Genomic DNA, 24,377 nt, shown 5'->3' with positions numbered 1-24,377 from the left:
ATATGTAGTTTATCCTTTCTTTTGCAATTTTTATAACATTATGATAATATTAAAAGGACTTTTTTTAAAAATAGGAGAGAGAGGTGTTTCAATGAAAAAGATGGGACTCACTGGAAAAATATTTTCCGGACTTATTTTAGGAGCAATATTTGGAATAATTCTTCATTATTTTGTTCCCGCAGGAAATTTTAGAGATAATATCGTTGTAGGTGGAGTGCTAAGACTATTTGGACGAGGTTTTGTACAGGCTATTCAAATGCTTGTAGTACCACTTGTATTTGCTTCTTTAGTAGGAGGAGCCGCTGCAATAGGGGATGTAAAAAAACTAGGAAGAATAGGTGTAAAAACTGTAGGATTTTACATGGTTACTACTGCACTAGCAATTACTATAGCACTAATTATTGGTGAAATTATCAATCCAGGCTATGGACTTGACCTATCTCAGATTGTAACATCAGAGCCAACAATTGGAGAAAAAACCAATTTGATTGATGTACTACTTGGAATTATACCAACAAATCCTGTTAACTCACTTGCGTCAGGTAACATGCTTCAAATAATATTCTTTGCGATATTAACGGGAATAACTGTTGCAGTGCTTGGAGAAAAAGCCAAAGTATTTTCAGATTTCATAGATAACCTTAATGAAATTATGATGAAAATGACTATGATCATTATGAACTTCGCTCCAATTGGAGTATTTTGCCTTATTGCCTCAACATTTGCAACAACAGGATGGGATGCATTTATACCATTACTTAAATACATGGGAGCAGTATTGTTAGCTTTATTTATTCAAGCAAGTGGTACATATATGGCAATGCTTTCTATATTTGCCCAGCTAAATCCAATTCGTTTCTTCAAAAACTTTGCACCTGTTATGAATTTAGCTTTTTCTACGGCTTCATCAAATGCATCAATACCACTTAATATTGAGACCATGGAAAAACGTATGGGTGTTTCTAAATCCGTTGCTTCGTTTACAATTCCTCTTGGTGCAACAATTAACATGGATGGAACAGCTATAATGCAAGGAGTTGCAGTAGTATTTGTATCTCAGGTATATGGAATTGAGCTTACTCTGGCATCGTTTTTGACAGTTATTTTGACTGCTACCTTAGCTTCTGTTGGAACAGCAGGAGTTCCTGGAGTAGGACTTGTAACACTTTCTATGGTTCTAACCTCAGTAGGCTTGCCAGTTGAAGGGATAGCTTTGATAATGGGAATAGATAGACTGCTAGATATGACTAGAACAGTTGTTAATATCACTGGTGATGCAGTATGTACTCTAATCGTTGCGAAAAAAGAAAAAGAGTTCGACCAAGAGATATTTTACAATGACAACTCTGAATTAGAGGAAGCTGCAATATAATAATAGAGTTTTGTTGATGAAACAATCAAATATAGACATTTAAACTAGTATAAATCTATAAAAAGAGCAATACAGGGCAATTAATTCTGTATCTGCTCTTTTTTATGTTTCAATTTTTTATAATCTTAATGTATAATATAATTACTAGTTGCAATTTAATTGCAAGAAAAATTAAAAAATAGGAGACTATGATGAAAGAAAAGATTTTAGAAGTTAAAAATCTTAGCTTTAGTTATAAAGACCAGAAAGTTCTATCAGATCTTTCTTTCGATGTATATAAAGGAGATTATTTTGGAATCCTAGGACCTAACGGCTCAGGAAAGACTACGCTTTTAAAGCTGTGTTTAGGATTAATTAGCAGTAAAGAGGGAAAGATAAAAATTTTTGGTGAGGATATAAAGGACACTGAACAAAAAAATAAAATATCCTATATATCTCAAAAATCAAATGCTTTTAATGTGAGCTTTCCTGCAACTGTGCAGGAGCTTATTTACTCAAGCTTAAGATCAGTAGGATATGATTCAAAATCGTCTAAAAAGATGACTAGCGATGCTATAGAATTGGTGGGTATAGGTCATATAGCAGATAGAAGGATAGGAAATTTATCTGGAGGACAACAGCAGAAAGCATTTATAGCTAAAGCTATATCTTCAAAGCCTGAGATAATATTTCTAGATGAGCCTACAGTTGGTATAGATTATGGCTCAGAAGGATTTTTTTATGAAGCTATGCATATGCTAAATCAAAAAGGCGTGACTATATGTATGATTAGTCATGATATATCAGCTATTACATCTTATGCAAATAGAGTTGCTTGCATAGGTGAGGATACCTTTCACATCCACGAAAGCAATGACATCATGGATATAGAGACATCACTTAAAAAAATATACGGCAAAAAAATGAGATTGGTAACACATTAGGAGGAGTTATGCTAGAATACGCATTTATGCAAAGGGCACTGATAGGCGGTTTATTAGTCTCGATTATCGCTCCTTTTATGGGAACCTTTATAGTGGTAAGGAGAATGTCGCTTATAGGAGACAGTTTATCCCATGTTGCACTTTCTGGAATAGTGTTAGCTGCATTATTTGGGATTGAGCCTATTTATGGAGCAGTGGTTATAACCGTAATTGCTGCATATTTTATTTTCTTCCTCAGAGAAAATTACGCCTCATATGAAGAAATATCACTCGCTATTATAATGTCATCAGGCATTGCATTGGCATCGGTTCTTATGGGATTTTCTAAAAATATAAGAGGTAATTTTTTATCATATTTGTTTGGAAGCATAACAGGAATAAGCAATCAGGATATATATATTATGATTGCCTTATCAATTATAATATTTGCTTTTTGGGGAGTAAATTATTATAAGTTGTTTCACATGGCATTTGATGAAGAAAGTGCTAAAGCTATGGGAATAAAAACTGATAAGCTAGGTAAGATATTTATAATTTTAATAGCACTTTGCGTTGTTGTATCAATGAGGATTGTGGGAGTTTTGCTTATATCCTCGATGATGGTGATTCCTGTAGCTGCTGCGATGCAATATTCGCTTAGCTTCAAGCAAACTATAATTTCATCTATAATAATAGCAGTTATTTCAGTAATCGGAGGAATAACACTTTCATTCTATTTTGATTTGGCATCAGGGGGAACTATAGTATTAATAAGTGTAATAATACTTATAGCTAGTATATTGCTTAAGGGTAGGAGATGAGGATTTGATTAATAAAGAAGAAATCATAGAAAAACTAAGAAATAATGGACAAAGGCTAACGAGAATTAAATCTGAAGTTGTAGATATTTTTCTAGAGACCAAGGGATATCTCGATGCAGCATCTGTTCATGAAAAACTAGATAAGAATGCCGATTTATCTACAGTGTATAGAAATTTAGAATCGTTATATGATGCAGGAATTTTAGATATAGTATACAAGAACGACAAAAGATGGTTTAAGCTTATTGAATCGCATGAACATACTCACTACGTAGTATGTGAAAAATGCGGAAGCAAAAAAGAGCTGGATTTTTGTCCGTTTTCTCATATAAATAGCCAAATAGAAGGATACGATATACACTCGCATGTGTTTGAGCTTTTTGGAATATGTCCTAAATGTAGGAAAGAGCAATAAGGAAATAATAAGTAATTTTTTAATACTTAAATTTTAAATTATTATTATATGAAGAGTTTTACTTTTAAAGTAAAGCTCTTTTTTTATACCTAAAATTAACAAGAACCTAAAGTGTATTTAACATATCCAAACTTACTACTTAGTAAAATTAGTCTGTAATTTAAAATATCTGATACAGCATTAGGAGGAAGAAATGGATATTAAATTTAATGACTTTAAGAAGTTAAAAGGTAAATTTAGAAATTTTAAAATGCTTAATACAAGGTTCACTTTGAATGGGCAGAGTAGAGGTTTTTTGAAAGATAGGTTTAAAACGAATCTAGACATGAGAATAATAGATAATTTTAGCATTCAAAACAAGCTTTTAGTTCTTGTCTTAGTAACAAGTTTAATTCCTCTTATGCTTTTGAGCAGTATTGTACTTGTAAATACAAGTAGCACAATGAAAGAAGAGATATACAAGGAAAATGAGCTGTATACTTCTATGACAAAAAATCGAATAAATGACTATTTTGATAATAGACAGTCGGATGCAAAGCTGGTTGCTCAGTCTAAGCCAATTAGAGAAGGGCTACAAGTAATTAATTCGTTTGAGGCAGATAAAACTAAAATTGATGCGATAAATAAGGATTTTGAAAATATTTTAAAATTAGCAATTGATGAGTATAACTATACGGATGTTTTCATAACTAACAAATACAAGGAAGTAGTATTTTCAATTAATTATGACAAGCTAGACATTTCTCCTCTTGCTGTAGAAGGAAGCTATGTTCAAAAAGCTCTTGATGGAAAGCAAAACTGGTCAAGTGTGTTTAGAAACAGCTTTATAGATGACAACATTATGGTTTTATCTACACCTATATTTGGATATCAAGATGAAGCTAGCCCTATAGGAGTACTTAATATAGTGCTTAATCAAGAAGAAATAAATAGAATTGTTCAATCTGAGATAGAAAAGATAGGAAAGACAGCGCAAATATATATTGTAGATGACAAGGGAATGCTTTTAACGGACACACTTAAGAATAAATCAGAGGAAATTAAAGCTCTAAATTATGAAGTGAAATCTAAAGCAGTAGATAGCTTGATAAAAACTTTAAATAGGGGAGAATATGATTATTCTGAAACAAAAGCCTATAAAAATTTTCAAGGGAACAAGGTTATTGGAACTGTATCGACAGTAAATATAGGGGATTCCTATAGCGGAATTATAACTGAAATTGAAGAAAATGAAGGCTTTTATAAGCTGTATGAACTAAGAAACAATTTGATTTTAGTAGCTTTAATCATAATTTTAATCTGCTTTATAATAGCAACTTTTTTATCCCGAACTATAAGTCAGCCGATTAAGCAGATAACCAAATGGAGTGATGAAATAGCAGAATTTAAACTCGAGCATGATGAATTAAAGCAAGAGAAACTTCGAAAAGATGAGGTAGGAGAATTACATATAGCTATGGGAAAAATAGTCAATAATTTTAAGCAAATAATAAATCAGGTGAATACTTCTTCAAAGTCAATAGCAGAAATTTCCAGTACCTTAGATCAAAACTCCCTAACTTGTGAGCTTATGGCAAATGAAGTGGATAAAGCTATAGAAAACATAGCTGTGGGCTCTGAAAAGCAAGCTGAAAACTCTATAGAATGCTTAACTGAAACTGAAGTATTAAGTGAAATATTAGAAACTCAGGAAAGTCATATAAAGCAAATGTATTTAGAAACTAGTCAAGTGGTTAATGTTACGAATAGTGGACTTAAGGTAATTGACGAACTAGAGCAAATAAATGAAGCTTCTAAAGAAGCAAATAAAAATGTTTATCACAAAATAAATGAAGCAACAGAAAGCTCAGTAAAAATTGGAAAAGCAAGTCAAATGATTATTGATATAGCAAGTAAAACGAACCTACTAGCAATAAATGCATCAATTGAAGCGGCTAGAGCTGGAGAAGCTGGAAGAGGCTTTGCAGTAGTAGCAGAGGAAATAAGAATGCTATCTGAGCAGTCTAAGGATTCTGTAAATACTATAAATGCTATTGTAAATGAAGTTAAGGATAAGAATTCTCAAGCTGCGAAAACGATCGATACACTTGTTGAAATATTTGAAAAGCAGAAAACAAGAGTTATAGATACTAAGTCCACATATTATCAAATTATAGATTCAATTTCTAAGGTAAATAGTCAAGCCAATCAGCTGAAATCTGGTACTGAGCTTATAAAGGAAGCGAAGAAGGCTGTTGAAACTAATATAGAGCTTCTTTCATGTATCAGTCAGGAAAACTCAGCTTCTACCCAGAAAGTTTCTGGCTCTGTTAAAAATCATGCTCAGGCAATAACAAAGATAGTTGAGACCTCTAATATATTAAATTCACTTTCTAATGAGCTAAATCAAGCTGTTGAGGTTTTTGAGCTATAAAAATCAGATTAGGATTTAACATAATCTTTACCAAAAGTTTACCTTATCTAAACGAAAGACAAAATTTGAGGTGCTATAATTCAGTTGTAAAGACAAGTTAACAAAGTATGTAAAAAACATACTAAATAAAAAGATAAAATATTAGGAGGTTACTTAAACATGAAAAAATGGATGGCAGCATTACTAGCAGTGGCTTTGATGGTGGGGACAGTTGGATGTGCAGGCAATAGCTCTGAGTCAGAAGGAACTCAAGAAGAAGTAACAAGTGAAGCTTCAGAACTATCAGGACAGGTAATAGTTGATGGCTCAGGAACAGTGTATCCTCTTATGGCAAACATAGCAGAAAATTACATGACAAATGTTCAGCCAGGAGTAAGTGTACAAGTTGGTAGAGCAGGTTCAAGTGCAGGCTTTAAGAAATTCATTCCAGGTGAATTAGATTTTGCAGATGCATCTAGAGCAATCAAGGATGAAGAAAAAGCTCAACTAGAAGAAAAAGGAATGAAATTAGGAGAAAATGTTCTAGAGTTTAAGTTAGCTCTTGATGGACTTACAATGGTAATAAACAAAGAAAATACTTGGGCTAAAGAAATGACCAAGGATGAGATTGTTAAGATGTATCTTTCTGGAAGCTACAATGCTGAGGATGTTGTAAAGTGGTCAGATATAAGAGCAGATTGGCCAGCAGAAGAAATCAAATTCTATGGACCTAATGAAAATCACGGAACCTTTGAATTTTTCTTTGAAAAGATTTTAGATGAGCAAGATATGGTTAAAACTGCAAATCTACAACAAGAGTATTCAACACTAGTAGACTTAGTTTCAAACGATAAAAATGCTATAGCATTCTTTGGATATGGATATTATGCTAGCAACCAAGACAAGCTTCAAGCTGTTCATGTTGATTTTGGAAACGGACCAGTTGAGCCAACTCTTGAAACTATAGGTGAAGATCTTCCATATGCTGGCTTTACTAGACCAGTGTTCACATACCTAAACGCAGATTATGCAAAAGAAAGACCTCAAGTTCTTGATTATGCAAAGTTTGTAGTATCAAAGGATGGAGCAGCTAAACTAGCAGGGGACAATGGATTTGCACCTCTTCCTGATTCAGTATACGCAGAGTATCAAGCTCAGCTAGAAAAATTAAGTCAATAAAATTTTATATAAATTACTGGATAAAGATGAGGGATACTTTTCTCTCATCTTAGTCTGGTTTTAAATACTAATGATAAATAGCTAGATGGTTTACGAAAGGAGCATGGTTGTTATGGGTAGTATGCCCAATGTAAGAGAAATGATTCAATTAAATATCAGTAAGAATAAAAATACTTCAGATAAAATAATGCCTAAGTTTTTATTTGTAACAGCATCTATTTCAATATTAACTACTGTAGGAATAATACTTACTCTAGTTATAGATGCAGCAAAATTTTTCAGTAGTGTGCCACTTGCCGAGGTGTTTAGTACAAACCTGTCACCTCTAGGAGCAAATCCATCATTTGGAATCCTTCCTCTTATAAATGGAACTATATTTACTACGCTTATTGCTATGCTAGTTGCTATACCCTTTGGTTTATCATCAGCAATTTATTTAAGTCAGTTTGCAAGTGAAAGCAAAAGAAAAATATTAAAGCCTATGATGGAGGTTTTAGCTGGAATTCCAACTATAGTTTATGGATTCTTTGCTTATTCTTTTGTAACACCTTTGCTTATGAAAATAATACCTTCACTAGAAGCTAAAAATGTTATAAGTCCTGGAATTGTAATGGGAATAATGATTATACCTCTTGTCGCATCTCTATCTGAAGATGCTATGAACGCGGTTCCTGAGTCTATGAAAGAAGGAGCACTTGGACTTGGTTCTACTAGATTAGAGGTTGCTTTTAAGGTAGTAATACCTGCTGCTATATCAGGAATAATGGCATCATTTGTTCTAGGAATATCAAGAGCAATAGGAGAAACTATGATAGTGGCTATAGCAAGTGGAAGCAGTAAGGCATTTACCTTTGATATCACTAGATCTATGCAGACCATGACAGCTTATATAGTTGAGTTTACAAGTGGAGATGCAGGAAGCGGAACAGTTGGTTACTACAGCTTGTATGCTGTTGGATTATTGTTATTCTTATTTACATTAATCATGAATCTGCTAGCACAGTATATTTCTAAAAAATACAGGGAGGAATATTAATATGAACTTAGATGTACAAATTAAAAATACTGCTCCTCTTAAAAATAATTTAACTCTGAAAACTAATCCTGATAATAAGGGATTTGAAATAAACATGAAAAAAATGAAACACAGAATAGCCCTTGATAAGGTTTCTAAATTTATTTTTTCTCTTTCAACTCTAGTTTCACTAGTTGTGCTTGGGATTCTAATATATAGAATATCAGTGCAAAGCATAGGCTGGCTGGATATGGATTTTTTAACTAGCAATCTTTCGATTTTTCCTGAAAAAGCTGGAATAAAAGGAGCTATACTTGGAACCTTATATCTAATGAGCATCGTAATACCAGTTGTATGCATACTTGGAGTATCTACAGCTATTTATCTTGAGGAATATGCAAATAAAGGGAAAATCCAATCCTTTATAAAGGTCAATATATCAAACCTTGCCAGCGTGCCATCTGTAATATTTGGTTTACTTGGACTTGCTGTTTTCGGGAGAATATTTTCTTTGGGTTCAAGTATTTTAGCTGGAGGGCTTACTATGTCATTATTAGTGCTTCCAGTTGTAGTTGTGGCTAGTCAAGAGGCTTTAAGAGCTGTGCCAGGATATCTAAGAGAAGCTTCATATGCAATGGGAGCTTCAAAATGGACTACAACTTGGAAGGTAGTGCTTCCTGTAGCTGTTCCAGGAATACTTACAGGCGTTATTTTATCTGTATCAAGAGCTATAGGAGAAACCGCGCCTCTTGTCGTGCTAGGTGTTCCTACACTTATTATGAAGCTTCCGACTAGCATTATGGATGATTTTACCGCTATGCCAATCCAGATTTATTACTGGACTTTAGATACAGTGCTTACAAAAGAATATGCTAACCTAGCAGCTGCAACTATAGTAGTTTTGCTCCTAGTGTTATTTATAATGAATTTTACAGCTATTTTAATTAGAAATAAATTTCAAAGAAAATTTTAATTAGGAGGAATGAAGCTTGACAGAAAATGTAAAGTTAAGCAGTGAAGTCGTTTATGACGTAAAGGATTTAAATTTATGGTATGGAAAAGACCAGGCTCTTAGAAATATCAACATGCAGATTCTAAAAAATAGAGTTACAGCAATCATAGGACCTTCAGGTTGTGGAAAATCAACTTTTATAAAAACACTAAACAGAATGATAGAAAATATACCAGTTGTAAGAACTACAGGAGAAATAAACTACCACGGAACTGATATATTTGATAAAAGTGTGAGGCTAGAAGAACTTAGAACTAGAGTAGGAATGGTATTTCAAAAACCAAATCCTTTTCCAAAGAGCATATACGAAAATGTGCTTTATGGACCTAAAATTCATGGAATAAAGGATAAGAAAATACTATCTGAAATTCTTGAAACTAGTTTAAAGGCAGCGGCACTATGGGATGAAGTAAAGGATAGATTAGATGACAACGCCTATGGATTATCCGGAGGACAACAGCAAAGACTATGCATAGCTAGATGCCTAGCTGTTCAGCCCGATGTAATTTTGATGGATGAACCTACGTCAGCTCTTGACCCTATAGCAACATCTAAAATAGAGGACTTGATTGAAACGTTGAAAAATCAATATTCTATAGTAATAGTTACTCACTCGATGCAGCAAGCGGCGAGAATATCAGATAAGACGGCATTTTTCTTAATGGGAGAAATGATAGAGTACGATGATACAAATATAATATTTACTTCGCCAAGAGATAAAAGAACAGAAGATTATGTAACTGGAAGATTCGGTTAGGAGGATATGATGATAAGAGAAGGGTTTGACAATGATTTAAAATATCTTTCTTCTCAGGTTTTAGTGATGATGGATATGGTAAGAGATATACTAACAGAGGTTATAAGGACTTTAGAAGAGCAAGATGTTCATGGAGCAAGAGAAATATTCAAGTTTGACGACAGAATAGATGAGAAAATGAACCAAATTGAAGAAAAATGTATTGAGCTGATTGCTTTGCAGCAACCAAAGGCAAAAGACTTAAGAACTTTATTTTCTCTTATTAAAATGGTCACTGATTTAGAGCGTATGGGTGATTACTGTGTAAATATTGCTAGAGAGGTAATTCTTATAGGTAAAGAGCCTCTTATGAAAGAACTAAAGGACATACCTAAAATGAGAGATATCATACTAAATATGATAGATGCTACAAAAATTAGCTTTAAGGAGCTAGATGCTGACCTTGCAATAGAAGTGAGCAGAGATGATGAGATGATAGATGAAATCTATAAGGATATATATAATGAGGTTCTACTAAAGATTCACGAAAATAGAGAAAATATAAGCCAAGGTACGAAACTTCTTTTCATAGGCAGATATCTAGAGAGAATAGCTGATCATCTTACTAATGTATGTGAAAAAATAGTATATATTACTAGAGGAGAGCGACTAGAACTAAATTAGTAATGTTGTTTTAGTTAAAATAATCTGTAGAAATATATAGAGAGTACAAAATAAATATATAATTTTAATTTTTATTCTAAAATGAAGTATATTAATACAAGCATATCCAACTGTGATATAATAAAACTAAATAATATGCAGTTAGGGGAGAATAGTATGGGAATCTATCTTGATAATGGAGCCACATCATATCCAAAGCCGAATCAAGTTGCTAAAGCAGTATTTGATTTCATGGTGGATGTAGGAGTTTCATCAGGCAGAGGCGGATATAGAAAAGCAATGGTCGCTGATAAGATAGTTTACGATACTAGAAAGCTTATCTCTAAACTATTCAATCAAAATGACCCTAAGAAGGTCATTTTTACTTTAAATGTGACTGAAGCCATAAATATGGCTCTTTATGGAATACTTGAAGAAAATGACCATGTCATAACAAGCTCCTTGGAGCATAACGCTGTTTGGAGATGTCTCAAGACCATGGAAAGAGATAAAGGCATAACTATTTCGAATGCTTCCTGTGACAAAGACGGAACTACAAAAGCTGAAGATGTAGAAGCTTTGATTAATAAAAATACAAAGCTTATAATCTTCACCCATGCTTCAAATGTTCTGGGGAGTATCCAGCCTATAGCGCAAATAGGTGAGATAGCGAAAAGACACAATGTACTATTTTTAGTGGATACGGCTCAGACAGCAGGAGCTTTTGATATAGATATGCAAAGAGACAATATAGATATAATTGCATTTACTGGGCACAAGTCACTTATGGGGCCAATGGGAACTGGTGGACTTGCAATCAGAGAAAGCGTAGATTTTAATCCTATAAAGCAAGGTGGAACTGGGGGAGACTCTGCTTATCCTTATCAAGTAGATTACTATCCAAATAAGCTTGAAGTAGGAACCTTGAATATAAGTGGAATAGCAGGACTAAAATCAGCTCTTGAATACATAGAAAATGAAGGAATCAAGACCATACATAATAAAGAAAAAGAGCTAAGAGCCTATGCCTATGAGCAGCTAAAAAAAATCGAGAAAGTAAAGCTTTACGGACCAGATGAATCAAAGGGCTCGGCTATGGTTATATCCTTTAATATTGAAGGAATGCGCTGTGAAGATATAGCATATAAACTCGATAAAAACTACGATATCATGATAAGGGCAGGACTTCACTGTGCTCCTCTAGCTCATGAATTAATAGGGACTATAAAAACAGGAACAGCAAGAATTGGGATAGGTTATTTTAATACTAAAGAGGATATTGATAAGCTTTATGAGGCTCTTGTAGAAATTTCAAATGAAGCTTAGTATTTAGTAAGATAGGAGAAAATCATGGGGAAACTATTAGAAAGTATTATGCTTGATTTTATTGAGCCATGCACGGCTGATTTTAATAGAGTTAAGTTTCATGCAATTTTTGATAAGGACATTTCAGAAATTTTTCCATATTTAAATACCCAGATGAAATCGGCTATTTACAATGTTAGCTCAAATAGCCTGACCTTTAAAAAAGAATTTAGATTAATTACTCTTCATCCCACAAAATTATCTGTATCAAAAGCTATAAATGAGTTTGATGCATATGAAATAATGGATATGGTTATGGAGCTAGTGAACTCTACTTATGATAGCAAGTCAAATATTACGCCTTTGTACGAAAGAAGAGCAAACCCATCAACTATAGAAGTTTATAAGTATCTTCCAAAAACAAATTGCAAAAGCTGTGGCTGTGCTACTTGTCTTTCCTTTGCCGCAAAAATGATAGCAGGAGAATATAAAATTAATCACTGTAAGACAATTTTTATTGAGGGCTATGAAGAGCAAAAGGAAAAGCTACTAGATATGGCTCAGACATTTGGCTGGGACTAAAATTATTATAGATGGAATTTAACAAGTTTCTCTTGACTATATTTATAGTAACATTCTATAACAATCTATTACCTATAGAAACAGAATTAAAAGATAGGATACTTTTATTTATGTGTGCTCTTTCAGCTGTCTTATTAAGGAAGGGATTTAAAGATATAGAAAAGAAAGAAAACTTGGCATCGTGGAAGAAAACAACTTAAAAGAGTAACCAAATATATTAATGCTTATAAACTAATAAGAATAATATCAACATAAGTTTTAATTGGAACTGGTACTGGAACGGGTAAAAAAATCTAAAAACCATACGAAATAATAGTGAGAATAATAAACAAAAGTCTTGAGTATTGAAATTACAATATTTAGGGCTTTTGTATTGTGATAGATAATATATGACAATATTACAATCAGCTATAATATGCAAAGAAGTCCAAGAGCTATCAAATGGTAATCTGAACTTCATTAATGTAAGTAGTCAATTTTATAATAAAGAAATAGCAGAGTTTGACTTTGTTGTTTCTTGGATTCTTCAAGAGGGAGTATATAAAGAAAAAATTACGCTTATTGATCCATCAGGAGAAGCTATTCCATCAAGCGAGAAACAGCTAGAAGCTCAAAATTATTTTTTTACATCCATTACTACTTTTACGGTCGAGTTTGAAAAAAGTGGTGTATACTATATAAGTATAGGATTAGATGAAAAAGAATTTATGAAAATACCTGTTATAATTAGTTCTCATGATACTGAGTAAAGGGTGAAAATATATGTTATCACTGATTATTTTATTTGTCTTATCAATTAGCGGGATGTATTATTTTCTTAAACTAAGAAAACTTGATAAATCTAAAAGTGATGTTATAGCTAGTATTATTATTTTTGCGCCTGTTATTAATAATCTTTCTATAAACAGGAAAGTAAAAGATATAATATTAATCTTCATGTTATTTATTGCAGTAGTTTTATATAAAATTTGCATTAACAATATAGAGAGAAAAAACCTTCATATTGTAGAAAAAATAAAAAATAATTTAGAAGAGTAACCAAATATATTAATGCTTATAATCTAATTAATAATAATTTCATAAGAAATCTAACGGTATATTAAAATACCTCTTATGGTTGTTATTAAGATGAACTTAGGAGAAAAAAATATGATTTCTATTGTGATAATAGGTATATTATCAATAATGACAATATACTATTCTTTTAAATTAATTAAAATTGATAAATCAAGAGGTGATGGAGTAGTTAGTATTATTGCGTTTTCTACAATTGTAAATATTTTGCCAGTAAATACTCATATAAGAGGGATACTAATAATATCTATTTTATCTCTTGCAATTTTTTTGTGTAGAATGAGCTTTAAAAATATAGAGATAGAAAAGAAAGAAAAGCTTGGTATCGTAGAAGAAAACAATTTAAAAGAGTAAGCAAATATATTGATGTTCATAATCTAATAAGAATAATAACAACATAAGTTTTAGTTGGAACTGGTACTGGAACGGGTAAAAAAATCTAAAAACTATACGAAATTAAAGATATACACTAGAACTATCTGTAAAAAAGATACTGATATTGCAATACTTTGTAAAGAAAAGATATAAAGATAGTGAAGAGTGGGAATAGCAAATAAAAGCCCTGAGTATTGAAAATTACAATACTTAAGGGCTTTATTATTACAATCAGCTATAATATGCAAAAAAGTCCAAGAGCTATCAAATGGTAATCTGAACTTCATTAATGTAAGTAGTCAATTTTATAATAATGAAATAGCAGAGTTTGACTTTGTTGTTTCTTGGATTCTGCAAGAGGGAGTATATAAAGAAAAAATTACGCTTATTGATCCATCAGGAGAAGCTATATCATCAAGCGAGAAACAGCTTGAAGCTCAAAATTATTTTTTTACATCCATCACTACTTTTACGGTCGAGTTTGAAAAAAGTGGTGTATATTATATAAATATAGAATTAGATGATAAAGAATTTATGAAAAAACCTGTTATAGTTAATTCTCTAGATACTCAGTAAAGAGGAGATTATATATGATTTTTCCTATTTTAATTATTGTTATACCAAGTATTTCATTGTATTATTGCATAAAATTAAGAAAACTTGATAAAGAAAGAAGTGAATTAATCGGAAGTATTTTTTTGTTTTCTACAGTTTTAAAAATTCTACCGATTCATTATAAAACAGGTGGATATATATTTGTTTTTGCCTGTGGTATTGTGATTCTATTGTGTAAAATAAACATTAAGAAAATAGAAGGAAAAAATAAAGAAAATTGTACCAAAATAGAAGAAAATACATTAGAGCAGTAAAAAAATACATCAACAATAATAAATTGGCAGGTAGCTGATATTAATCAGTTATGAATTGATAGTTCCTAAATATAAGCAATGTTACTATATAAGTATAGAATTAGATGATAAAGAATTCATGAAAATACCTGTTATAGTTAGTTCTATAGATACTGAGTAAAAGGAGATAGGTTATGATTACAGTCATATTAATGGCTATTTTATTTATAGTTTCGATATATTACTTTTTTAAGCTAAGAAAAGTTGATAAAACAAAAAGCGATAATCTTGCTACCATAATTATCCTAACTCCTGCAGTTAATAATCTATTACCTATTGAAACGGAATTAAAAGATATGATACTTTTATTTATGTTTTCTCTTTCAGCTGTCTTATATAGGAAGAGCTATAAAGATATAGAAAAGAAAGAAAAACTTTGTATCTTAGAAGAAAACAACTTAAAAGAGTAAGCAAATATATTAATGCTTATAATCTAATTAATAATAATTTCATCAAAAATCTAACGGTATATGAAAATATTTCTTATGGTTGTTATTAAGATGAACTCAGGAGAAAAAAATGATTTCTATTGTGATAATAGGTATATTATCAATAATGACAATATACTATTCTTTTAAATTAATTAAAATTGATAAATAAGAGGTGATGGAGTAGTTAGTATTATTGTGTTTTCTACAATTATAAATATTTTGCCAGTAAATACTCATATAAGAGGGATACTAATAATATCTATTTTATCTCTTGCAATTTTTTTGTGTAGAATGAGCTTTAAAAATATAGATATAGAAAAAAAAGAAAAGATTGATAACTTAGAAGTTAACAATCATAAAGACTAACAGATTATATTGGCAAAACAACTTGATATATAACAAAATTCTAAATAAGCCTTTAAAAGAATATTCGTCTTAGAGAATTTTATTAAATTTATTCATAATGTTAAGTAGAAGAGTTTATTCTATACTTATTTATCCAAAACTTTTACCTAAGGTATTAAATGAATAGAATAATATAGAAGATAGAAAACATGTGTGCCTTGAAGTGAAAATTAACGATATAAAAAATGTTATTACATTTTAGTATGATATATTTGAACCAAATTATGCTTTTTATATAGCATAGAGAGGGTTATCAAGCTTATGTTAATGGAAAAAGAGAAGAAAACAATATAGAGATTTAAGATTATGCGCTATCTTTATTGGTAGGGCTTTTTTTATTTTAAGATAGAAATATTTATAACACTTTTATATTAAAATTATTTTTTAAATTTATAGAAGTGATATACTTTAAATGTAAATTGTATAACAGTTATTCATATTTTGAATTAAGGGGATATATTATGATTATTGCCGACAATTATTTTCACGATATTGGTATATATAGAAATAAACAGCAGATGGAAGAATATTTTAAATTAAAAATCAAAGAGATAAATTCAGATCCTGAACTTACAGAATTAGCTATATTAAAAAAAGGCTTGTTTAAAGAATTTTTAGAAGAGTTTTATATTCTTTATTTGTACAGCATATCAAGATATTGCCCGCAAAATAGCAAGATGAAGATTATAATAGGAAACCAAAATTATGATGCATTGATATATCATGATGATAGAATTGAAAAATTGGAAATTAGCTATTTTGTATACGGTAAATTTGAAAATATGAATGCTAAAAAAATTATAGAAAATAAAATTGGACTAATAAATAAATCTATTGATTTAGATTATAATATATGTTCTTACTTTTATGATTTTATGAACAATTATAAAAAAAAATGTATGAAAAATTATTTAAACACAACTTTAATTATAACTTTAAGGACATTTGACTATTTTGAAGTATTTGATAATAGTGCAAAAGATTTTATAAACATAATTATAGATTCTATGGCTAAAATAAATACAAATGCTAGACGAGTTCTGCTAATGGTTATTAATAATGATGGGATATATAATATCGATAATAATATATATATTGTTAAGTAAATAAATAGTATATAGAGCTAAAAAATACTAGAGGAGAATAGATAATGACCTTATACTCAATTAATATGACAATACCAATGGTAATAATTTCAGAACCTAGTAATATCATAATTAACAAAATGATAGATTTATTACCTTCGATTACATTAATAACAGGAGGTCTATGGGGAGTATACAAATACATCCAAGAAAAAAATCGCAATTTTTATCTAAATATTCTTGAAAATGTATATGGACCTTTATTTGAGGAGTTAGTGATAATGGAATATATGAGAAAACATTTAATTAATGCTGAAAAAGATCAGTTTGAAGTAGATAAAGCTCCTTTTATACAATTAGGTAAGACTGAAAAAACAAAAAAAGATGAAGATTTAGAGACTTTAATATATGATTTGGATAATAAAATTAAAGAAGTAATTAAGAATTCAAATTTAGCATATGCGCCTAAGGATTTGGTTGTATTATTAAAAGCATATATGTTTTTAGATGAAATAAAATATATGCCAAAGTTTAATTATGAAGAAGAAAAAGATAAAATACAGAAAGCAATTAGAAGAAATGTTATTATGGGATATTCTAAATATAGAAAAAAATTAGGATTACAAGATATATCGCTATTTTACAATTTCTGCACTATTAAAAAAGGCAATATCAAATTCAAATAATTAATTATAAAAATAATCAAAGAGATTTATTTTTGAGTGTTTGAAAAATTAGAGAGTAACTATTAAAAAGTTATTCTCTAATTTTTGTTTGGACAAATTTAGAACAAATTTTGTTTAAATTTTTCATAAACTATGGTAATATATTTTCTAATAAGTTTCATTTATGGTTAAAAATTTATATGTGTCTTATTGTATAGTGATGTATATAAAACTAATACCATAATAATCTCTAATATAAAGATAAAGTGGCTGTGAAAAAGAGGTCTGATTTTGGAAACTCAAGAGAGCAAAACTCATAGGCTGAGAGGTTTTGCAGTGAAAGATATCTGATGTAGCTTTGGAGCCTTCTTTCTGAGCTTAGTAGGAAAGACGTATCTCTGCGTTAAAGGGTTTGAGAGCTGCTTTTAGCAGAATTAAGGTGGTACCGCGAATAAGTCCCTTCGTCCTTAAATTATGGATGAGGGGCTTTTTATATGCAAAAATATTAGGAGGGAAAATCATGACAAATCTTCCAAAAAATTATGATCCGAAAGAATTTGAATCGAGAATTTACAAGCAGTGGGAAGAAGGAGGCTACTTTAAAGCAAGAATGAAGGCTGGACAGCCATCATATTCTATAGTTCTTCCACCACCAAATATTACAGGCCAGCTTCATATGGGACATGCACTTGACCATACACTTCAGGACATACTTATCAGATGGAAAAGAATGCAGGGCTTTAATACTCTTTGGCAGCCAGGAACTGACCATGCGAGTATTGCAACAGAAGTTAAGGTAGTTGAAAGAATTAAGGAGCAAGAAGGATTATCTAAGGAAGAATTAGGAAGAGATGAATTCTTACAGCGTGCCTGGGTATGGAAGGAAGAGTTTGGTGGCAAGATTGTTGAGCAAATGAAAAAGCTAGGAGATTCTTGCGACTGGGAAAGAGAACGCTTTACTATGGATGAAGGCTGTAATAAAGCAGTTACTGAGTTTTTTGTAAGATTATACAACGATGGATATATCTATAGAGGAAACAGAATAATTAACTGGTGTGTGGATTGCAAGACTTCACTTTCTGATGCAGAAGTAGAGCATGATGAGGTTGCTGGTAATTTTTATCATGTAAACTATAAAGTAAAGGATAGTGATGAAGTTATAGAAATAGCTACTACTAGACCAGAGACTATCCTTGGAGATACAGCTGTAGCTGTTAATCCTAGTGATGATAGATTTAAGCATTTGGTAGGAAAGACTCTTATTCTTCCTATTTTAAATAGAGAGATACCTGTTATAGAGGACGACTACGTAGATATGGAGTTTGGTACTGGAGCAGTTAAGATTACTCCTGCTCACGACCCAAATGACTTTGAAGTAGGAGAAAGACATGGTTTAGAAAAGCTCATAGTTATGAATGAAGACGGAACTATGAATGAAAAAGCTGGTAAGTATGCTGGCATGACGAGATTTGAATGCAGAAAAGCAATAGTAAAAGACTTAGATGAAATGGGACTTTTAGTAAAAGTAAAAGAGCATAATCACAATGTAGGTCATTGCTATAGATGTCATAATGTAGTAGAGCCTCTTGTATCTAGGCAGTGGTTTGTAAAGATGAAGGACCTTGCTGCTCCAGCTACTCTTGCTCTAGAAACTGGAGATTTGAAATTAGTACCTGATAGATTTGATAAAACGTATCTTAACTGGCTTAATAACATAAGAGACTGGTGTATATCTAGACAGCTTTGGTGGGGACATAGAATTCCAGCTTATTACTGCCAAGACTGTGATGAGATAATGGTAGCTGATAGCAAGCCACACATCTGTCCTAAATGTAAAAGTAATAATATTAAGCAGGATGAGGATGTACTAGATACTTGGTTTTCATCAGCTCTTTGGCCGTTTTCTACTTTAGGATGGCCACAGCAGACAGCGGAAATGCTCAAGTTTTATCCTACCTCTGTTCTAGTTACTGGATATGACATTATATTCTTCTGGGTTATTCGTATGGTTTTTTCAGCCTTATATGTACTTGATGAGGTTCCATTTAGCCATGTATTTATCCATGGACTAGTAAGAGATAGTGAAGGCAGAAAAATGAGCAAATCACTTGGTAATGGAATAGACCCTCTTGAAATAATAGATACTTATGGAGCTGATGCACTGAGATTTACATTAGCTACAGGAAACTCTCCTGGAAATGACATGAGATTCTATATGGAAAGAGTGGAAGCATCTAGAAACTTTGCAAATAAAATCTGGAATGCATCTAGATTTATATTTATGAACCTTGAAAACTCACAAAAGAAAGAATTTAAAAGAGAAGATGTAAATGAGGCTCTTGAGCTTTCTGATAAGTGGATAATTTCAAGAGTTAACAGCTTATCTAAAGAAATGACTGAGAATATGGATAAGTTTGAGCTTGGAATAGCTGTATCAAAGGTATACGATTTTGCATGGTCAGAGTTCTGCGATTGGTATATAGAGCTAGTGAAGCAAAGATTATATTCAGAAGATAGTATCTCAAAGGATGCTGCTTTATATACTCTTACCTATGTACTTGAAAAGATTCTAAAGCTTCTTCATCCGTTTATGCCATTTATTACGGAAGAAATCTGGTCTTACATGGAAAAAGAAGAAAAAATCATAGTATCAAGCTGGCCAGTATATCAAGAAGAAGATGAATTTAAATCAGAAGAAGAAAAAATGGAAATCATCATAAATGCAATTAGAAATCTTAGAAATTTAAGAGCTGAGATGAATGTTCCACCTTCTAGAAAAGCTAAGCTTTTAGTTGTTTCAAATTCAGCTACAAAAGCTGTGATAAAAGAAGGAGAAAACTACTTTACCGCTCTAGCTTCAGCCTCAGAAGTAAGCTATATGGATAATGAAGACCTAGTTCCAGAAGATGCTGTAAGTGTAGTTTTAGATGGTGCAAAGCTATTTATTCCTATGGATGAGCTAGTTGATTTTGAAAAAGAGCTCGAAAGACTTACAAAAGAAAAAGACAAGCTAGAAAGCGAAATAAAAAGAGTTGTAGGAAAGCTTAATAATCAAGGATTCCTTGCAAAAGCACCTCAAGCTCTTGTAGATGAAGAAAAAGCTAAGCAGGATAAATTCGAGCAGATGCTAGATGCAGTAAACCAAAGATTAGAAAATGTAAAAGCAAAACTTTAGGCAAAGGAGCTTGCAAACAATGAATTATGAACAGGCACTATCTTATATATCTTCAACTTATTCTCTAGGAATAAAAAAAGGTACTGAAAATATTTCTTATTTACTCAATTTACTAGATAATCCACAAAATAAAGTTAAAGTAATTCATGTTGCAGGAACAAATGGCAAGGGCTCTACGTGCTCATTTATCTCCTCTGTACTCACAAAGGCAGGGTATAAGGTGGGGCTGTATACCTCGCCTTTCCTTGAAGTTTTTAATGAAAGAATGAGAATTAACGGAAACAATATAGAAGATCAAAGATTGGCCGATTTGGTTGAGATAGTTAAGGAAAAAATTGAAATAATGGTTGCGGATGGGATGCCTCATCCTACAGAGTTTGAAGTAACTACAGCAGTTGGATTTTTATATTTCGCACTTGAAAATGTAGATTACTTAGTTCTTGAAGTAGGACTCGGAGGAAGATATGACGCTACAAATGTCATTGATAATCCTATACTTACAATAATTACTTCGCTTAGTATAGACCATGTAGACCAGCTTGGAGATAGTCTTGCAGGAATAGCTTTTGAAAAAGCAGGAATTATCAAAAATTCAGTTCCACTAGTACTATATCCACAAAAAGAAGAAGCATCAGCTGTGATATATGATCAAGCTAAATTGAAGAATGCTCCAGTTTATCAAGTGGAGTCATCAAATGTGAGCATTAGTGAAAAGTCTCTTTATGGTCAAAAAATGACTATGAATATTTCAGGAGAGAGCTTTGAAGATCTTGCTATTTCTTTAATAGGCGATCACCAAAGTAAAAATGCTCTTACTGCAGTTACGGCACTTAAAGTTCTTAGAGATAATAAATTAGCTGAGTTTACAAATGAGCACTTAAGACAAGGATTAAGTGAAACAAAGTGGGCTGGCAGATTAGAGCTGCTTGTAAAAGAACCAATCACTATAATTGATGGTGCTCACAATGAAGATGGAGCAGAGGTTTTAGCTCAGGCCATAAGAAAGTATTTATCTGATTACAAAGTTACTCTTGTATTTGGTATGCTTAGAGATAAGGATATAAATAAAGTGCTTGGGATACTTCTTCCAGTAGTTGATAAAGTAATAACAGCTATGCCGAACAGCGACAGAGCTATGACAGCAGAGGATTTAGCCCAAAAAGTAAAAGCTTTTGAAAAGCCAGTTGAGGTTTCTAAAAATATTAAAGATGCTGTAGAAAAAGCAAGTATGATAAGTGGAGAAAAAGAAGCCATAGTTTATGCGGGTTCGCTTTATATGATAGGGGAAGTAAGAACTCTAATTAATAAAATGAATGATTCTCTTTAGAATTGATATTAAAAAACTGAGCCTATAATTATATGATGCCTCCAAAAGATATGGTCTAATTTATTTAAATTATGACTTTATCTTTGGAGGCATTTTTTATGAAAATAGATTAAGCTATTTCGAAGCTTGTTTTAAGATATTCTTTAAGAGCATTGGAAAGCTGGTCAGGACATGAGGTTGTTTTATTTCCGCAGGTGATTCCTTCAAGTCTAGTGATAGCCTCGTGAATATCCATATCTTTAACTAAAGATGAAATTCCAATCAGATTACCTGGACATCCTCCTACGAATTCTGCAGATTTAATAGTATTGTTTTCTATATCGAAGATTATTTCTCTTGAGCAAGTTCCTTGAGTTTTATATTTTAGCATGGGATCCTCCTGAGTCGTTTATGGTTTTTTAATTAAGGTTTCTATTATTGAGCTATATAAATTTGATGCGTTATTTTTCCAGTTTTCAGCTATGATATTGGCAGTTTTGTTAGTAGGCACATTTAAAGATATGCTGATATAGGGACGGTTGTTATCTATAATCTCTAGCTTTACATCAAACTGTCCGTCAGCTAGTTTTTTAAATTCTGCCTTAACCTCTCTATCTCTTATTATATTTTCTTTGTTTTTGTGTACAAATATATCTAGGCTTTCTTTTTTATCACTATCTATTCTATTAGTAAAATAATTAAGCGCAATTTTCCCTTTTTCAGAAATTGAATAGTAGTCTAGATTGTTTTTGCTTGTTAAGTTGACAAGCTCAGCTTCCTTAAGCTGATATAAGTACTCCTGAAGAGAAAAATAATCGAGCAAATCATTTTCTATAAATATATTTGTTATTTGACCATTAGTAAGAGGAAGCTGCATTTTATTTAATATATATAGAATATATAACTTATTTAAAGCAAGTTCTTCAGATGACTTTTCAAACACTATACCACCTCATAATTTGACGTATATTATATTACAATGATTATTGTGCCATTAACAGAAAAATATATCAATATATTTATTTTAAATAATAGCTTTTTATGATTGATATTTTGCATGCCCTTGATTATAATAGTAATATTCTCGTTTTGGGCTTTCCAAGATGAAAAGTATTAAATAGTATGATATAATTAATATGTACATTATTACATTATGATAATTAGAGGGTGAAACTGTAGAAATGTCAAAAATGGAGATTGAGTGTATACGAAGTCTTAAAAAAAATTTAGCTCATGAAAAAGAAGATTCTTTAGAAGATATCATTACTGTTGTGAATCCATCACTTGGTGAGAGGGTATTGCTACTTGGGAATATCAAAAATATTGGCAAATACATCAGGAAGATGGGGGCAGAGGTAAAGATACTTCAATGTGAGGACCAGGCTTTAGATACTACCAATTATTTATTAAATGAAAGCTGTGAGTTTATAAGTGGCAACATCGATAATATGCCATTTCAAGACGAATATTTCGATAAAGTAATTTTTTTGGAGAGTTTTAACAGCTTTAAAGATGAAAAAAGAGTATTAAAAGAAATTGTAAGGGTGCTAAAAAATAGTGGACAGCTTCTTATAAAGGAAAATGACTGTAATTGTATGTCTTATAAAGTGGAGTCAATTAAGTCAATGATAAGAGGAGAATACTGTAAATACTACAATCCTGATGAACTGTCGAATAAGCTTAGAGACTTTGGCTTAGATGGAACAGTTGAAACGGTTACTAAGAAAAAATATATTTATTTAGGAACTAAAATTTCATAAAGACTAGGGAAACCTAGTCTTTTTTTTAAATATTTAAGGCGGGATGTAAAGTGGATAACAATGTTTTGATAACTTTGATTGCAGTTTTGTTTATAATATTAATAAGCATCCAATACACCTTAAACCAAATTTTAAAGGTACTTAGAGAAATAAGGATTAGTCAAAAAAAAACAGATATAAATAAATATGATTAATTTTGTCATGGAATTACAATTTTAATGGAGGTTTGAAATGGATATTGATAAAAAAGTATGGGAAGTTCTATGTTCTGAGGAAGAAATCAATCAAAGAATTACTGAAATGGGAAAACAAATTAGTGAGGAATATAAGGGCAAAAACTTATATGTTATATCATTACTAAAAGGTAGCTTTGTTTTTACAGCTGATTTAGTAAGAAAGATTTCGATTCCTGTTAAAATTGGATTTATGACTACATCTAGCTATGGACATTCAGATACTTCAAGTGGAAAAGTTCAAATGAAAGCTGATATTACTGATGATTTAGAAGAATATGATGTTATGGTAGTAGATGATATAGTAGACTCTGGAATTACTATGAATTTTGTTTTAGAGCATCTAAAATCCAAGAATCCAAAGAGTCTAACCTCATGTGTTCTTTTAGATAAACCAAGCAGAAGACAAATATTCATGGAGCCAGATTATGTAGGCTTTACTATTGAAGATAAATTTGTAGTTGGTTATGGACTAAACTATGGAGATTATTACAGAAACATACCTTATGTGTTTGCTGTTACAAACGAAGATAAAGAGTAAGCTAAAAGCACTGCCGTGATATTAA

Annotated in this window: 27 protein-coding genes and 1 other annotated feature; of the genes, 25 read left to right on the top strand and 2 right to left on the bottom strand. The window is 31.3% G+C overall.

Translation table 11 applies throughout. The annotated features are described in order from the left end of the window. The first annotated feature begins 91 nt into the window (after positions 1–91). The 23 genes from B5X47_RS07935 (at position 92) to B5X47_RS07835 (ending at position 21,839) form a co-directional block, all read left to right on the top strand. Complete coding sequence (locus B5X47_RS07935; protein WP_079589733.1) at positions 92–1,372, top strand: dicarboxylate/amino acid:cation symporter; 1,281 nt, start codon at positions 92–94, stop codon at positions 1,370–1,372. A 191-nt stretch (positions 1,373–1,563) separates the two neighbouring features. Then, a complete protein-coding gene (locus B5X47_RS07930; RefSeq protein ID WP_159446436.1) occupies positions 1,564–2,295 on the top strand; it encodes a metal ABC transporter ATP-binding protein in 732 nt (243 codons plus the stop codon). Positions 2,296–2,303: 8 nt separating this feature from the next. Continuing rightward, on the top strand, positions 2,304–3,095 hold the full coding sequence (locus tag B5X47_RS07925; protein WP_079589617.1) for a metal ABC transporter permease: 792 nt from the start codon (positions 2,304–2,306) through the stop codon (positions 3,093–3,095). Between the two features lie 4 nt (positions 3,096–3,099). Next, the gene (locus tag B5X47_RS07920) at positions 3,100–3,510 is read left to right on the top strand and encodes a Fur family transcriptional regulator (protein ID WP_079589616.1); all 411 of its coding nucleotides are present in this window, start codon (positions 3,100–3,102) and stop codon (positions 3,508–3,510) included. Positions 3,511–3,703: 193 nt separating this feature from the next. After that, positions 3,704–5,923 carry a methyl-accepting chemotaxis protein gene (locus B5X47_RS07915; RefSeq protein WP_079589615.1) on the top strand — a complete coding sequence of 740 codons (2,220 nt, stop codon included), beginning with the start codon at positions 3,704–3,706 and terminating at the stop codon, positions 5,921–5,923. Positions 5,924–6,082: 159 nt separating this feature from the next. Next, positions 6,083–7,081, top strand: a complete 999-nt coding sequence (locus tag B5X47_RS07910; protein ID WP_079589614.1) for a PstS family phosphate ABC transporter substrate-binding protein — start codon at positions 6,083–6,085, stop codon at positions 7,079–7,081. Between the two features lie 85 nt (positions 7,082–7,166). Next, positions 7,167–8,117: a phosphate ABC transporter permease subunit PstC gene (gene pstC / locus B5X47_RS07905; RefSeq protein WP_242951025.1), complete on the top strand. Its 951-nt coding sequence runs from the start codon at positions 7,167–7,169 to the stop codon at positions 8,115–8,117. Position 8,118: 1 nt separating this feature from the next. Then, positions 8,119–9,069 (top strand): phosphate ABC transporter permease PstA, encoded by a 951-nt coding sequence (gene pstA, locus B5X47_RS07900; protein WP_200805100.1) that lies wholly within the window; start codon positions 8,119–8,121, stop codon positions 9,067–9,069. Between the two features lie 16 nt (positions 9,070–9,085). Then, positions 9,086–9,865 (top strand): phosphate ABC transporter ATP-binding protein PstB, encoded by a 780-nt coding sequence (pstB, locus tag B5X47_RS07895; protein WP_079589612.1) that lies wholly within the window; start codon positions 9,086–9,088, stop codon positions 9,863–9,865. Between the two features lie 9 nt (positions 9,866–9,874). Further along, positions 9,875–10,528, top strand: a complete 654-nt coding sequence (gene phoU, locus B5X47_RS07890; RefSeq protein WP_159446435.1) for a phosphate signaling complex protein PhoU — start codon at positions 9,875–9,877, stop codon at positions 10,526–10,528. Positions 10,529–10,684: 156 nt separating this feature from the next. After that, entirely contained in the window at positions 10,685–11,833 is a 1,149-nt protein-coding gene (locus B5X47_RS07885; protein WP_079589610.1) for an aminotransferase class V-fold PLP-dependent enzyme, read from the top strand. Positions 11,834–11,857: 24 nt separating this feature from the next. Beyond that, positions 11,858–12,394, top strand: coding sequence for a (Fe-S)-binding protein (locus tag B5X47_RS13960; RefSeq protein WP_079589609.1), 537 nt, complete (start codon positions 11,858–11,860; stop codon positions 12,392–12,394). Positions 12,395–12,783: 389 nt separating this feature from the next. Then, positions 12,784–13,143: a hypothetical protein gene (locus tag B5X47_RS07875; RefSeq protein ID WP_079589608.1), complete on the top strand. Its 360-nt coding sequence runs from the start codon at positions 12,784–12,786 to the stop codon at positions 13,141–13,143. Between the two features lie 13 nt (positions 13,144–13,156). Further along, entirely contained in the window at positions 13,157–13,432 is a 276-nt protein-coding gene (locus B5X47_RS07870; RefSeq protein WP_079589607.1) for a hypothetical protein, read from the top strand. 111 nt (positions 13,433–13,543) lie between these two features. Beyond that, the gene (locus B5X47_RS07865; RefSeq protein ID WP_079589606.1) at positions 13,544–13,822 is read left to right on the top strand and encodes a hypothetical protein; all 279 of its coding nucleotides are present in this window, start codon (positions 13,544–13,546) and stop codon (positions 13,820–13,822) included. A 258-nt stretch (positions 13,823–14,080) separates the two neighbouring features. Further along, on the top strand, positions 14,081–14,419 hold the full coding sequence (locus tag B5X47_RS14095; protein ID WP_408605644.1) for a hypothetical protein: 339 nt from the start codon (positions 14,081–14,083) through the stop codon (positions 14,417–14,419). Between the two features lie 14 nt (positions 14,420–14,433). Beyond that, the gene (locus B5X47_RS07860; RefSeq protein ID WP_079589605.1) at positions 14,434–14,712 is read left to right on the top strand and encodes a hypothetical protein; all 279 of its coding nucleotides are present in this window, start codon (positions 14,434–14,436) and stop codon (positions 14,710–14,712) included. Positions 14,713–14,885: 173 nt separating this feature from the next. Then, positions 14,886–15,161 carry a hypothetical protein gene (locus tag B5X47_RS07855; RefSeq protein ID WP_079589604.1) on the top strand — a complete coding sequence of 92 codons (276 nt, stop codon included), beginning with the start codon at positions 14,886–14,888 and terminating at the stop codon, positions 15,159–15,161. Positions 15,162–15,377: 216 nt separating this feature from the next. After that, complete coding sequence (locus B5X47_RS13790) at positions 15,378–15,548, top strand: hypothetical protein (RefSeq protein ID WP_159446434.1); 171 nt, start codon at positions 15,378–15,380, stop codon at positions 15,546–15,548. 500 nt (positions 15,549–16,048) lie between these two features. Further along, positions 16,049–16,693, top strand: a complete 645-nt coding sequence (locus B5X47_RS07850; protein WP_079589603.1) for a hypothetical protein — start codon at positions 16,049–16,051, stop codon at positions 16,691–16,693. A 44-nt stretch (positions 16,694–16,737) separates the two neighbouring features. Beyond that, positions 16,738–17,358, top strand: coding sequence for a hypothetical protein (locus B5X47_RS07845; RefSeq protein WP_079589602.1), 621 nt, complete (start codon positions 16,738–16,740; stop codon positions 17,356–17,358). 242 nt (positions 17,359–17,600) lie between these two features. Further along, positions 17,601–17,809, top strand: a binding site (T-box leader). Between the two features lie 48 nt (positions 17,810–17,857). Continuing rightward, positions 17,858–20,512 carry a valine--tRNA ligase gene (locus tag B5X47_RS07840; protein ID WP_079589601.1) on the top strand — a complete coding sequence of 885 codons (2,655 nt, stop codon included), beginning with the start codon at positions 17,858–17,860 and terminating at the stop codon, positions 20,510–20,512. Between the two features lie 19 nt (positions 20,513–20,531). After that, positions 20,532–21,839: a bifunctional folylpolyglutamate synthase/dihydrofolate synthase gene (locus B5X47_RS07835; protein ID WP_079589600.1), complete on the top strand. Its 1,308-nt coding sequence runs from the start codon at positions 20,532–20,534 to the stop codon at positions 21,837–21,839. Between the two features lie 109 nt (positions 21,840–21,948). Here B5X47_RS07835 and B5X47_RS07830 read toward each other — a convergent pair whose 3' ends face one another. Together B5X47_RS07830 and B5X47_RS07825 are read right to left on the bottom strand one after the other, a co-directional pair. Next, positions 21,949–22,209 (bottom strand): TIGR03905 family TSCPD domain-containing protein, encoded by a 261-nt coding sequence (locus B5X47_RS07830; protein ID WP_079589599.1) that lies wholly within the window; start codon positions 22,207–22,209, stop codon positions 21,949–21,951. 18 nt (positions 22,210–22,227) lie between these two features. Then, complete coding sequence (locus tag B5X47_RS07825) at positions 22,228–22,761, bottom strand: DUF4364 family protein (RefSeq protein WP_079589598.1); 534 nt, start codon at positions 22,759–22,761, stop codon at positions 22,228–22,230. A 238-nt stretch (positions 22,762–22,999) separates the two neighbouring features. On the opposite strand from B5X47_RS07825, the gene B5X47_RS07820 reads away from it, so the two are divergent. Both B5X47_RS07820 and hpt read left to right on the top strand, forming a co-directional pair. After that, a complete protein-coding gene (locus tag B5X47_RS07820; RefSeq protein ID WP_079589597.1) occupies positions 23,000–23,578 on the top strand; it encodes a class I SAM-dependent methyltransferase in 579 nt (192 codons plus the stop codon). 231 nt (positions 23,579–23,809) lie between these two features. Beyond that, on the top strand, positions 23,810–24,352 hold the full coding sequence (hpt, locus tag B5X47_RS07815) for a hypoxanthine phosphoribosyltransferase (RefSeq protein WP_079589596.1): 543 nt from the start codon (positions 23,810–23,812) through the stop codon (positions 24,350–24,352). The last annotated feature ends 25 nt before the right edge of the window (positions 24,353–24,377 follow it).

Origin of the sequence: Acetoanaerobium noterae (genome assembly GCF_900168025.1) — a bacterium.
GTDB lineage: Bacteria > Bacillota > Clostridia > Peptostreptococcales > Filifactoraceae > Acetoanaerobium > Acetoanaerobium noterae.
Note: the sequence above shows the minus strand (reverse complement) of the source record. Positions and strands in the feature narration are given on the sequence as shown.

Excerpts from the sequence above, each read along its gene's own strand:
- B5X47_RS07935 (WP_079589733.1), top strand. The coding sequence starts at position 92 with ATGAAAAAGATGGGACTCACTGGAAAAATATTTTCCGGACTTATTTTA.
- B5X47_RS07930 (WP_159446436.1), top strand. The coding sequence starts at position 1,564 with ATGAAAGAAAAGATTTTAGAAGTTAAAAATCTTAGCTTTAGTTATAAA.
- B5X47_RS07925 (WP_079589617.1), top strand. The coding sequence starts at position 2,304 with ATGCTAGAATACGCATTTATGCAAAGGGCACTGATAGGCGGTTTATTA.
- B5X47_RS07915 (WP_079589615.1), top strand. The coding sequence starts at position 3,704 with ATGGATATTAAATTTAATGACTTTAAGAAGTTAAAAGGTAAATTTAGA.
- B5X47_RS07910 (WP_079589614.1), top strand. The coding sequence starts at position 6,083 with ATGAAAAAATGGATGGCAGCATTACTAGCAGTGGCTTTGATGGTGGGG.
- pstC (WP_242951025.1), top strand. The coding sequence starts at position 7,167 with ATGGTTTACGAAAGGAGCATGGTTGTTATGGGTAGTATGCCCAATGTA.
- pstA (WP_200805100.1), top strand. The coding sequence starts at position 8,119 with ATGAACTTAGATGTACAAATTAAAAATACTGCTCCTCTTAAAAATAAT.
- phoU (WP_159446435.1), top strand. The coding sequence starts at position 9,875 with ATGATAAGAGAAGGGTTTGACAATGATTTAAAATATCTTTCTTCTCAG.
- B5X47_RS07885 (WP_079589610.1), top strand. The coding sequence starts at position 10,685 with ATGGGAATCTATCTTGATAATGGAGCCACATCATATCCAAAGCCGAAT.
- B5X47_RS13960 (WP_079589609.1), top strand. The coding sequence starts at position 11,858 with ATGGGGAAACTATTAGAAAGTATTATGCTTGATTTTATTGAGCCATGC.
- B5X47_RS07875 (WP_079589608.1), top strand. The coding sequence starts at position 12,784 with ATGACAATATTACAATCAGCTATAATATGCAAAGAAGTCCAAGAGCTA.
- B5X47_RS07870 (WP_079589607.1), top strand. The coding sequence starts at position 13,157 with ATGTTATCACTGATTATTTTATTTGTCTTATCAATTAGCGGGATGTAT.
- B5X47_RS07865 (WP_079589606.1), top strand. The coding sequence starts at position 13,544 with ATGATTTCTATTGTGATAATAGGTATATTATCAATAATGACAATATAC.
- B5X47_RS07860 (WP_079589605.1), top strand. The coding sequence starts at position 14,434 with ATGATTTTTCCTATTTTAATTATTGTTATACCAAGTATTTCATTGTAT.
- B5X47_RS07855 (WP_079589604.1), top strand. The coding sequence starts at position 14,886 with ATGATTACAGTCATATTAATGGCTATTTTATTTATAGTTTCGATATAT.
- B5X47_RS07850 (WP_079589603.1), top strand. The coding sequence starts at position 16,049 with ATGATTATTGCCGACAATTATTTTCACGATATTGGTATATATAGAAAT.
- B5X47_RS07845 (WP_079589602.1), top strand. The coding sequence starts at position 16,738 with ATGACCTTATACTCAATTAATATGACAATACCAATGGTAATAATTTCA.
- B5X47_RS07840 (WP_079589601.1), top strand. The coding sequence starts at position 17,858 with ATGACAAATCTTCCAAAAAATTATGATCCGAAAGAATTTGAATCGAGA.
- B5X47_RS07835 (WP_079589600.1), top strand. The coding sequence starts at position 20,532 with ATGAATTATGAACAGGCACTATCTTATATATCTTCAACTTATTCTCTA.
- B5X47_RS07830 (WP_079589599.1), bottom strand. The coding sequence starts at position 22,209 with ATGCTAAAATATAAAACTCAAGGAACTTGCTCAAGAGAAATAATCTTC.
- B5X47_RS07820 (WP_079589597.1), top strand. The coding sequence starts at position 23,000 with ATGTCAAAAATGGAGATTGAGTGTATACGAAGTCTTAAAAAAAATTTA.
- hpt (WP_079589596.1), top strand. The coding sequence starts at position 23,810 with ATGGATATTGATAAAAAAGTATGGGAAGTTCTATGTTCTGAGGAAGAA.